This window comes from Acidiphilium sp. PA, assembly GCF_026191915.1.
GTDB lineage: Bacteria > Pseudomonadota > Alphaproteobacteria > Acetobacterales > Acetobacteraceae > Acidiphilium.
Genome location: NZ_JAIMBY010000046.1, coordinates 1 through 10,613, shown reverse-complemented (window position 1 = coordinate 10,613; position 10,613 = coordinate 1). Strand labels below are relative to the sequence as shown.

Here is a 10,613-nt window from a genome sequence, read left to right as displayed (position 1 = left end):
TGCAATCATCCCCCAATTAGCCTCCTCACGCCCGCTGCGAGCGTTAGGGAGGGTGCTGACATCAAACGTCAGAGGGGTCGAAATTGGACGCGATTTTCGCCCCTCAGGGGGTCGTTATTGCAAGCGAATTTACATCCATACCTTTCAAGCTTGCCTCGATGGCGGCACAGGAAACAGCCAGACGCTCTTCCTCGTCGGTGGCAGCCGTCACATTGATCCTGGCCGCCTTAACCGTATCCGCCACCTCGCCCAGATCGTCCACCAGGCGACGGATCGATGCCTCATGCGTTCGCCATGCGGCACTTTTTAATTGTCGGCTCACCCAGGATGGTTTGATCGCCGTCAGGGCGGTCAACCTTGCATTTAAGGTCGATTCTTCCGTGAGGAGTTGTCCGAGGTGCTCGCGCGCAGCCATCACAGCCTTCCGCGCCGATTGCAGATCGCGCTGAACTCGTATCGTTTCATCCCTGATGCCTGGGAGGCGCGTTTCACACCAACGCAAAGTCTCAGCGGTTTGCGCAAGATCGACGAGTTCGGCACGTAACCGGCGGCATGTCGCCAGTGCATGCAAAAATTCAGCGCGCGTCTTCCGCCACAACTGTTTCGCTTCGGGTGGTCGTAATGGCGGATCAAGCCGGACCAGTTTCCCAGGGGGATCAGGTCGCAGCAGGTCTGGTGAGATGAGGCGTTTAAACCAATCATTGAGCCCCCAATCGTTGTCCCACCAGAATTTCTCAAAAAACTGCCGCCTGTTGTCGGCATTGCCCAACCTCGCGGCGATCAGACCCCATGCCCGCTGAGTATCGGATACGTCCTTGGGCAGATTGAGAAGGGCGGTGGCCGTGTGGCCGAAGTAATCCAGACCGCCCTCATTTCAGATCGAGGCATCAAGGGCCTTTTCGCGCACAGGCAATTCGAGGCTGATATTTTCAACCGCCGCATTGTTGCTGCTGGCCACCACGATCGCGTAGTCCATGAGGTCGATATCACCCAGACCGTTCCAGGGACTTTCGATGGCCGCGAGGCGCTCGGCTCGTGTGATAATCACATGGGCCACCACATCCCGCAGCAAGGTCGTTTTCCCGGTGCCCGGCGGCCCGTTTACAGCGGCGAGACCGTGCGTATCCAGGTCTCGCGCGATTGCATTGACCGCGGCCTGTTGCAGTAACGTCAGGGGATGAAGACCATTTCCTGGCCATCGGCCGAGAGGGAACAAACCGGGGCCTAACAGTTGTGACAATTTGAGCCTGTCATTCAGGCAATCCCATGGATCGATCGGCGGGTTAAGTCCAAGATAAGACGCTACAGCGCCTGACACGGTCTCGTTGTCGATAGCGTCGAGAACTCTGGATAAATCGGACAGGTAGAAACTTGAGAGAATGTCGGCTGCCGGTGGGTCAGGTCGGACCATCTCGATCACGCAAGGGGTCAGGATCTGGAGATCGTCGGGAATACCTAGTTCCTCAACCAACGCGCGGGACACACCGCGCAGATCATCCCATGTCAACGAACGAGGCTGTCCGTCAGGGCCGCGTGGTGCCAGGAGATCGGCGAATCGCAATTTGAGACCGCGTTCTTCGGTGGACCAGTCAGACAGGTCATCAGGGGTACCGCCGGTTGAAAGGTGGCCGAAACCCCAACAGAAGCTACTGATTGCGAGGCTGTCGGGTACGATGATTCCCCACTCGTCGAGCACCACTGAAGCCGCAACAACAAATCCGGACAACGGACGGATTGTTTGGTCCTCATCCGCCTGATCGTCAAAAAATTCATCCAGCCTTTCGAACGATTCCACTGCCGGCATCGCCGCCAGAATGACGGAGTACCAAGTCCGGAGCTTCCGGTCTCGCGGGCTTCCGACCTCGCTCGCCGCCGGCAGAGGTTCAGATGGATCGACGGAACCTTCGGCTTCATGTTGACCGTCGTCCTGGCTTTCGGTCAGGATCGGCCACGGCGTCGGGTCGCCATCCTGTGGTGGCTGCCAGAGGGTAGGTCCATCGTCGGCACCTGTTTTCCGATTGCGTATCCGGCCGCCCCGATCACCGGCGACGTCACTCCATCCGTTCCCTTTGGTGATTTGCGGCGACAGGACCTCACAGGCGATCCACGATCGCAATACGTCTCGGACAGTCTCGGCTGCTATCGACATGCGCTACAATCGCCCAAGTCGAGGATTGGTCAAATTCTGTTTTTGGCGGAACCCCGAATTTCCTCTGCCGTTGGTCATATTCTTGAGCAAAGCCAAAGGGTCCGCCTTGATGTGGAAAATCAGGATCATGCCCCGCTTATCCCCGCGCTGTCCCAGCGACGATCCTGCGCTGGCGGAGACGTGCCCGATGTTATTCAAAAGGTTCGGTAAGACGTTGTTTCCCTGGCGGCGATGCCGCCTCTACTCGGTTCGTTTCCCGATACGGACGGCACACCGATACTCGCGAGGCCTTCGAATGTTACAATATGCCCTGCCCGAACATTGCATCCGGGACGCCGTGACGCCGATTAATGCCCAAGCGGCAGCGTGAACCCGAATGACAGGCCAGCCGGAACCGCGGGCGCGTAATAAACCGGAGGCGGTGGCGGCCCAGGCGGTGGGGGCGGTGCATAATAGACCGGCGGTGGGGGTGGCGCGTAATACAACGGCGGTGGGGGTGGAGGTGGCGCATAATAAACCGGTGGGGGCGGGGGAGGCGGCGCGTAATAAATCGGCGGGGGCGGTGGTGCGGAATATACCGGCGGACCAGCAAAGCCGAACGAGACACTTGGGCCGTTATCCCAATCGGCATGCGCAGTGCCGGTCATACCCAGAGCGATGACCGTTGTGATAACACTAGCAACTACAATTTTGGATCGAAGCATGTTCCACTCACCCCTTCGATCAATAACATGTACCCGGATTATGGCGGGATTTTGCCTAACAATTGTGAGCGCGCAGTGCTTGGATCCAGCTGGCTGATCCGCATCTCAATGTCGACTCTTCCGGAGTCATGATCCGTAATCGCCTGCCCCGGGTTCAACCAATTTCCCCCACCAGCGGAACTTCGGTATTCCGAAGGAGCACCGCCTGGTTGACGATTATTCTGCCTTGTCAGCCTGGCAAATTGAGCGGCGAGGCACTCGGTTTTTCACCCCGATCACATTTCTTTCTTCAACGTCGGCGACGCCTTGAACCGGACCGTTTTGCCGGCCTTGATTTTGATCGGCGTGCCCAGACGCGGGTTGACGCCTTTACGTGCCTTGGTCTTCCGCACCGTGAAGGTCCCGAAACCCGGCAGCGTGAATTTACCGCTCTTTTTCATCTCCGCCACGATCGCGTCGATCAGAGTGCCTGCGACCTTGTTCGCGGTCACGCCGTTGAGCTCGGCTGACTTCTGGAGGGTCTCTGCGATAAATGCCTTCGTCACCCTGAAATATCTCCTTTGGTTTTGCCGTGGTCCATTGACGTGCTCCCTCCTACCAGAAATCATCAAGATGCCAATTCGTTCAGAACCCTCGATTGGCACCATGCTTCATAGCGGTGTCAGATCGGGGCCGATCGAAGCAGGCCGCTGAGATCGCCTATCTGAAATCCACGATCCTGGGCGCGGGCAGGGAGCCACCAGTGCAGCGGATCACCGCATATGACCGGTTCCCGAAACGAGGCTGAGCCACGAGGCCGAACTGTCTGGTGGCAGTCCCGTTGGGTCGTCGTTCCCTGGTTTCGCTGCTCATCATCTCGCGATCGCGGCTTTCTCCCGGACTTATGCCTGCGAACGGAATCGGTTCATCGCAACGGTACTTTGGACGACGTCATCCATAAGGAATCAGGTGGTGGTTCGGTCCGAGGTAATGATTCCGATTTTCATCGATCGGCGATAACGGTCCTGCCCTGATAATCAGGAGGGCGTGATGCAGATGAACGATCGAGAAGTTCGACTGGCGGCTCTGTCTGCCGAAGTCGGAGCGCCGGCTCTCGGGCGGCTGCCGAAGGTGGATTTTCAGACGGCGATGCGGGCAGCCGCCCCCAGCGTTACGTCGCTGGTCAGGCTGATGTTCGTTGCGGCTCGGCTCAATCGTGGGCCGGGCGGCCTGTCGCCTGCGGAATATTTCAGCCATCGACTCTGGGATCCGCTGTTCGGACGGGGTGACCTTCAGCGTTTCGTCGGGCTGTCGGGGCAGGGACGGTTTCATGAGGCCTGCTGCGATATCGCCTGGAAAGCGATCGCTGACGACAAGATCCTCTCGACCGCGCTGCTCGCGGCGGCCGGGGTCGCGGCACTGCCGCAGACCTTGGCGGTCGTTCACCCGCACCGCGAACTCGGTGGCGCGCTCGCAATCCGTTCTTTCGATGATCTCGGCCACCTGCTCCGCTCGCCCCTCTCCTATCCGCTGGTGGCGAAGCCCATCGATGGCGTTTTCAGCGTCGGCGTGATCAACGCGGTGTCGGTTGATCCTGCGACGGAACTGATCCAGTCGGTGACGGGCGCAGCCTCGCCGGTTTCCGAGGCCGCCGAGCGGATCATGGCGCATCCGGGCGGGTATCTGATCCAGCGGGCGCTGCAACCACCGACGTTGATCGCCTCGATGTCCGGCGGTCGGCTTTGCAGTGTCCGTGTTTTGGCCTTGCTGACCCGGGCGGGTCCGGTCCTCCATCGCGCCGCGCTTAAAGTCCCGCTCTCCTGCAATGTCGCGGACAATTACTGGCGACCGGGCAACCGGCTGGGTGCGATCGACCTGGCGTCAGGGCAGGTGATCCGGGTCGTCTCGGGAGCTGCGCAGGATTTGCGGCGGGATCCGGTTCATCCAGAGACCGGCGTGCCGATCGAGGCGATGATGCTACCGGAATGGTCGGCGCTGCGCGACCTCGTCTCGACGGTCGCCCCGCTCTTTCCCGGCATTCGGACCCAGTCCTGGGATGTTGCCCTGACCGATCGGGGGCCGGTACTGCTCGAGATCAATTGGGGCGGTGATCTGCATCTGCATCAGTACGCCCACGGCGAGGGCATTCTCGATCCGATTTTTTGTGACCATCTCCGTGAATGCGGCTATCGTGGGCTGCTGCCGGCGCGGGAGTAAAATCGTCAGATGCTGTTCGTGGCACCGAAAGGGCAGGTGGAGCCGGCGATACCGCTGACGGCGGAGGAGGAGCGGCTCTTGCGTCGTGCGTTCGGCTGCTATGCCGATCCCGCGGCCCGTCCGGCGGCTTCCAGCGTGGTCCGCCGCTGGCAGCTGGATGGTTCCGGCCACTGGATCCTCTGCGACTGCGTCGGCCCCGTCATCGATGGGACCAATCCCCCGGCGCTGGTGCCGGTGGCGGAGACGCATCTACGGCGTCACGTCCATGGCGCCTGGCCGGCGCACGCGGCGGATTGCGATTTTTTCCGAGATCCGGAGGAACAGCGTGATGTGACCAGGAGCTACCGTCGTTCCGATCATGAGCGACCGGTGATCCGCGGATTTGGCGACGACGATCGACCCGTTCGCGCGGTGACGTCCGGTTTCAGCCATGCGGAGGAGCGCCCGCCGCTGGCCCGACTGCTGATGCGTCTGATGGATGATGCCGGTTTGACCAAAATCCAGCCCTCGCGGCTTCCGATCGGTGTCCCGGAGCAGTATCGGCAGCTGCGCGGTGCCGCGCGGAAGACGATCCTCGCCGGCAAGGTGCGGGTCGGATCCAGGCTCGAGACCTTCACGCCGCATTACGAGGAGTTCCGCCGGCGCATCGAGGCGGCTCCGGTGGAGAGTTTTCCCGGCTCCCGACCCCACGGTCTGCTGATCGGCATCGCGCACGCGGTGAGCGAGGGCACCGTCACACTCGCCGGCGATCGGTGCATCGAGGTGATCGGACGGATTGCCGTGTTCGGGGAGCGGGAAGGGCATGGGCGGTTCCAGACCGCAGACGAACGCCGCCCGCCCTATCTCGTGGCGGGGTTGGTGGCACGGCCCGCGCCGGACGCGCCGGCGGCACTCCTGCGGGTCTACGCGCATCCGGTTCTGTCGGCGGGCCATCTGCTGCTCGTGGACAGCGATTATGAGCGCCGGACCGCCCGCCGCCTGATGTCGGTCCAGACTTGGTTGCTCAAGGTGCGCAACATCCTGATGTCGATCAGCAAGCCGCAGTTCGATATCGGGGCATCATCCGCTGCCGATGGCACAAGCGCACCATCCGGGGCGGGGGAGGGCGACACGCGAGCGGGTCCGCCGCTGATCCCTGATTTCGTGGTGAAGGCGCGGAAGGCGAACGGGGCGACGGCGACGGTGATCGTCGAGACGATGGGCTATGACGATTACCGTTATATGGAACGCAAGGAACGCCTTCATCCCCTGATGCGGGCGGCGCTGGGCGACGCGCCGCTCGTCCTGCACCGCTGCCACCGCGGCTCGGGTGATCCGGTTGAAGTCGATCGGGAGATGGGCAGGCAAGTCCTGCGCGCGATCTTCGATCAGCTCGATTGACCCCCGATGAACCCGGATAACCTGAGCACCGAATATCACGGCATCGTGATACGTGAACCATTCTCCGCCGCTGCTCGTTTGCATCGCGCGCGGGGAGAGTGCCGCATCCGCAGGAGGACGCGAGGATGCAGATGCGACGGGCGATGGGACTGATTCTGACGACGGCACTGACGGGAGCGCCATGGGCGGCGATCGCGTCGGCAGGACCGCATTGCGCGGTCCTGCCAACGCAGATCGTCAAAACGCGAACGGGGAAGGTGAGGGGGAGGGACACGGGAGGGTTTGGTGAGATGACCTTGCCCCGGCCGGTGCTTCCACCCGGCAACACGCCACATGCGCCGCTGTCTGCCGCGACTCTCGCGGCGGTCGCGGGAGAGGGAAGACCTGCACCTGCCGACGTGGCCGCTCCTGCGTCATCGACCCCATCACTCCCCGCTTCTGCGTCACCGACCGCCATACCGCCCGCCCCGGTTCAGCATCCGCCGGCGACGATACCAGTTCATGCGGCGTCCATTGCCCATCCTTCCTTCGAGGGGCCGGCGACCTTGCCGTTGAAGCCAATCGATGCGACCGCGATCGCGGCGTCGCCCGTGCTGACCCGTCTCGCATCCCATGGCGCGAAACTCTATGCGCTGGGAACACAGCACGGCATGCAAGGGGTGTTCGCGCGGAATGGCCGCTTCTTCCAGGTGTTCTACGTCACACCTGACGGCAAGGCAGCGGTTGCCGGTGTGATGTGGAATGCCGCCGGCCGAAATGTGACGCTGCGGCAGGTTCGTCGCGTTCCCGATCTCGTACCGCAGGTGAAGATCGGCGATGTGGGCGACGGCCCGGCGACGCGCCATGTCGCGTATCGCGTCGGGCCTTCGCCTGCCGGGGCAGCGGGGCCGACCGGGCAACCGGCTCCGGCGTCGTTGCCGGGTGGTCTGCCGAAGGGGACGCTGTTTCAGGCTCTGGCGATGTCCGATCATGGGACGATCGGGAAGGCTGGGGCGCCGCGGGTCTGGATGATGATGGATCCGCTCTGTTCCTATTCGATCGCGGCGATGCGCCGGCTGATGCCCGATGTGGAGGCCGGCAAGCTGCGGGTCTCGGTGGTTCCGCTATCGATCCTCGATTACGAGGACAATGGCATGAGCACGCCGGAGGCGAAGATCATGCTGAGCCAACCGGCGCGGCAGATGGCGACGGACTGGATCGACCGGGGACTGGCCGGGGAGCAGGCATCGCCTGGCGCGTCGGCGAAGCTCGTGTATAATATGTCGCTAGCGCGGGCGATCGACCTCAAGGGGACGCCGATGCTGATCTGGCACGAGCCGGACGGGCGCGTGGGACGCAGCAACGGCCTGCCATCGGACCTGAGCAGCTTCGTTGCCTCAATCCGGAAGCCCTCCTGATGAAGCCGCGCCGGACTGGAAAGGCTTGTGCGTTGGGCGAAGGGATGGCGACCGGCAGCGGGCAGATGGAGCTGCCGGGGATCAGCGATCCGCCGCGCGCACGCCCACTGAAGCCCCCTGCGGCAATCAGCGGCTTCGCGCTGGCGGCAATACCGGACGAGCCGACGAGGCCGGAGTCTGCCGATGGTCACGGAGAGTGCACACATCGTCCCGGGCATGAGTGATGCCGGCAGGGTGGCCTTTGTGATCCGGTGGGATGCTGGAGATCGTGGAGAGCGTGATGGCGTATAACGGGAGCGGTCGTAACGGCCGCGATGACGATCCGGACGGGGAGCCGAATGAAGCGCGCGGCCTGTTCCAGCGCGGCGCGCGGTTCCTCACCGGCCCCGGAGGCGTGTTCCCGAACCGCGAGATCCGCAAGGGCTGGACGACGATCGGCGCGTTGCGCGAGGAGATCCAGGTCAGGCGGGCGGGACGGCGCAAGATCAGGCTGCGGGAAGACGGGACATTCGATCTCGAAGCGATGGCGTTCGATGCGGGTGTGAAAATCTATGAGATCGAGCGGCGGATGGCGAACCGTCAGATCCTGACCGCGCGTAACACGAAGATCTATCTAGGTCTGGGTTCGGGGCTGCTGGCGTTCTGGTCTTACGAGGTGATCAGCGGCGGCGCGATGATGGCCTCGACGATCCGGATGGTCGCGTTTCTGGCGGTGATTGTGTGCATCTATGTGGCGGCCTTCGCCAACGCCTTCAACAACTGGCAGATCCGGGTCCGCCGACTTGGATCGGTCGATGAGTTCGTCCGTCTCGAGGGCAGCTGGTGGCCGCGCGAGAGATAGGCGGTCACTGCCGATCGTAGAATGTCAATCGTCACCAGTCGCCTGGTCCAGGGTGAGTGTGCCCTGGCTGTGGGCCTGTTCGATGCGCTGGCACGCGATATCGAAATAGCGCGGATCGATTTCGATACCGATGAAGCGGCGGCCGATCGCGGCGCAGGCGACGCCGGTGGTTCCTGAGCCGAGGAACGGATCGCATACGGTTTCGCCGGGGTCGGAGGTCCAGTCGACGAGCCAGTCGAAATGCCGCTGGGCGCGGCTACACGGGTGCCCGTTGGGCGGCCGGTGGACCGGCTGAACGAGCGGGCCGCGGCCGGGCACGAGATTGCGGCCCTTGCCGCGCGCGACGGGCGCGCCGAACCAGTGGGCGAGCTCGTCACCGCCGAGGCCGCGCCCGATATAGAGCGGCATGACGAAGGGTAGTTGAATGGAGCGGAAGAAGGGGAGCCTGTCCGGCACGGTGGCGAGGAATCGCGGATCGCAATCGCAGCGGAGGACCGTGATCAGGCGGCGGATCCGGGGCAGGAGGTTCATCGTGTCGCGCCAGAGTCCGTAGGGGTCTTCGCTGCCCGGGATGAGGCCGGCAGGGCAGTTCGGCCAGACCGGATCGGTGAGGATGACGTCGATCGGTCCGATGCGATCGAGCACGTCGCGGCAATCGGCGCGGAGCAGGATCGCGTTGCCGATGGTGACCCGCTCCACGGGCAGGGGGTTCCGAATCGCCTCTCCGCTCAGAAGGTCCCGGCCGGGCCGCCGTAGGGGGAGGGCTGGGCGCCGATCGCCCAGGGTGCGGTTTCGTAATCCGGCCGGGTCATCGTTACGGCGGGATCGGTCGGCCTGACGATGGTTCCCATACGGTTGGCGACCGGCGGTTCCCAGGTGGCGTGTGCGCTGCCGTAGGGCATCCAGGGATTGAAGTAGGGATGGTAGACATGGGGGGCCGGCGGCGAGGAATAATCGTCGGCGGATTTGACGTTACCGCCTGAGGCGCAGCCTGCGAGGGCGATAGCGGCGGTGAGGGCGATGGCGCTTGTTGATAAACGCATGATGGCTCTCCGGTAAGGGAGAGCCATCATTCGGTTCAGGGGATGCAAACGAGAAGGTTGTTCCCGGGTTTTATTCGCTGCGCTGATCGGGCGGCACGTGATCAGGGCTCCAGCTCTTATCCCACGCGAAATCATAGGCATCGCCGCCTTTCTCATTGATCTTGAGGAGGCGCCGATAATGCTTGAATGCATAGTAAAGGTTTGACCGCATTTTATCGATGGCGTTCCAGCTCCGCTCTATGGCCGCCAGATTCCTTTCGGTCTCATGGAGTTTCTCGGTCAGAAGAGCGATCTCGTGGTTGCGTTTGGCGATCTCGTGGTCACGTTTGGCGAGTTCGGCGTCCTGCCTCGCGATCATGCTGTCGAGTTCGTAGATTTTGACCTGGAGATCGATCCCGTGGTTCCGTTCGGCGACAAGACTGTTGTAGAGGTTGATGTATTCGGCATCATCTTCCTCCTGCTGGAGGCGACGCGCGCGCCCCTGCCGCCAGGCACGGAGGACCTGATTGGTGCCCTCTCCGATGATGCTTCCTTCGATGAAGCCGAGCGCAGCATTGCTACCGTAGTCGCCCATGATCGGTCTCCTTGCGGCCTCGATCGACCGTTTCATTCCGCAGGTGGTGTCACATCCGTTCCTGCGTCAAGTGTCTTGTCAGGTCCTTGTATCCCTTTTGGACCGGAATTTCCACCATTAGATGGCCGGTTCCCGAGACGGCGGCTTACAGCGCCGGAGAGACCCTCTCCGGCTGCAAGTGAGGCAACAGTACCGACATAGTTGCGATTGATTTCGCCGACGACGGCGCGTGATCCCTGGGTGGTGGTTTCGAGGGCGAAGTCTTCCATATTCACCCGGCTGCCTGCCTCGAGACCGGCCCATTTCATGACCTGGTAGGGGAATTGGGA

The 10,613-nt window shown here is 62.5% G+C and carries 11 protein-coding genes; 4 read left to right on the top strand and 7 right to left on the bottom strand.

Annotated features, from left to right (window positions below):
* Positions 1-103: 103 nt before the first annotated feature.
* The 3 genes from AruPA_RS20730 to AruPA_RS20720 form a co-directional block, all read right to left on the bottom strand.
* On the bottom strand, positions 104-769 hold the full coding sequence (locus AruPA_RS20730) for a hypothetical protein (RefSeq protein ID WP_265638644.1): 666 nt from the start codon (positions 767-769) through the stop codon (positions 104-106).
* 105 nt (positions 770-874) lie between these two features.
* Positions 875-2,149, bottom strand: a complete 1,275-nt coding sequence (locus tag AruPA_RS20725) for a hypothetical protein (protein WP_265638643.1) — start codon at positions 2,147-2,149, stop codon at positions 875-877.
* Between the two features lie 979 nt (positions 2,150-3,128).
* Positions 3,129-3,398 carry an HU family DNA-binding protein gene (locus AruPA_RS20720; protein ID WP_265637931.1) on the bottom strand — a complete coding sequence of 90 codons (270 nt, stop codon included), beginning with the start codon at positions 3,396-3,398 and terminating at the stop codon, positions 3,129-3,131.
* 490 nt (positions 3,399-3,888) lie between these two features.
* Here AruPA_RS20720 and AruPA_RS20715 point away from each other — a divergent pair, with 490 nt between their 5' ends.
* The 4 genes from AruPA_RS20715 to AruPA_RS20700 all read left to right on the top strand — a co-directional run bounded on the left by AruPA_RS20715 (position 3,889) and on the right by AruPA_RS20700 (position 8,667).
* Complete coding sequence (locus AruPA_RS20715) at positions 3,889-5,049, top strand: sugar-transfer associated ATP-grasp domain-containing protein (RefSeq protein ID WP_265638642.1); 1,161 nt, start codon at positions 3,889-3,891, stop codon at positions 5,047-5,049.
* A gap of 9 nt (positions 5,050-5,058) precedes the next feature.
* Positions 5,059-6,429, top strand: a complete 1,371-nt coding sequence (locus AruPA_RS20710) for a hypothetical protein (protein ID WP_265638641.1) — start codon at positions 5,059-5,061, stop codon at positions 6,427-6,429.
* A gap of 545 nt (positions 6,430-6,974) precedes the next feature.
* Complete coding sequence (locus AruPA_RS20705; protein ID WP_265638640.1) at positions 6,975-7,826, top strand: DsbC family protein; 852 nt, start codon at positions 6,975-6,977, stop codon at positions 7,824-7,826.
* A gap of 256 nt (positions 7,827-8,082) precedes the next feature.
* Positions 8,083-8,667: a hypothetical protein gene (locus tag AruPA_RS20700; protein WP_265638639.1), complete on the top strand. Its 585-nt coding sequence runs from the start codon at positions 8,083-8,085 to the stop codon at positions 8,665-8,667.
* Between the two features lie 24 nt (positions 8,668-8,691).
* Here AruPA_RS20700 and AruPA_RS20695 read toward each other — a convergent pair whose 3' ends face one another.
* The 4 genes from AruPA_RS20695 to AruPA_RS20680 all read right to left on the bottom strand — a co-directional run.
* Positions 8,692-9,366 carry a DNA methyltransferase gene (locus AruPA_RS20695; RefSeq protein ID WP_265638638.1) on the bottom strand — a complete coding sequence of 225 codons (675 nt, stop codon included), beginning with the start codon at positions 9,364-9,366 and terminating at the stop codon, positions 8,692-8,694.
* 29 nt (positions 9,367-9,395) lie between these two features.
* A complete protein-coding gene (locus AruPA_RS20690) occupies positions 9,396-9,710 on the bottom strand; it encodes a hypothetical protein (protein ID WP_265638637.1) in 315 nt (104 codons plus the stop codon).
* Positions 9,711-9,780: 70 nt separating this feature from the next.
* Positions 9,781-10,284 (bottom strand): hypothetical protein, encoded by a 504-nt coding sequence (locus tag AruPA_RS20685; protein WP_265638636.1) that lies wholly within the window; start codon positions 10,282-10,284, stop codon positions 9,781-9,783.
* A gap of 32 nt (positions 10,285-10,316) precedes the next feature.
* The coding region (locus tag AruPA_RS20680; RefSeq protein WP_265638635.1) for a hypothetical protein at positions 10,317-10,613 on the bottom strand (297 nt) is incomplete at its 5' end.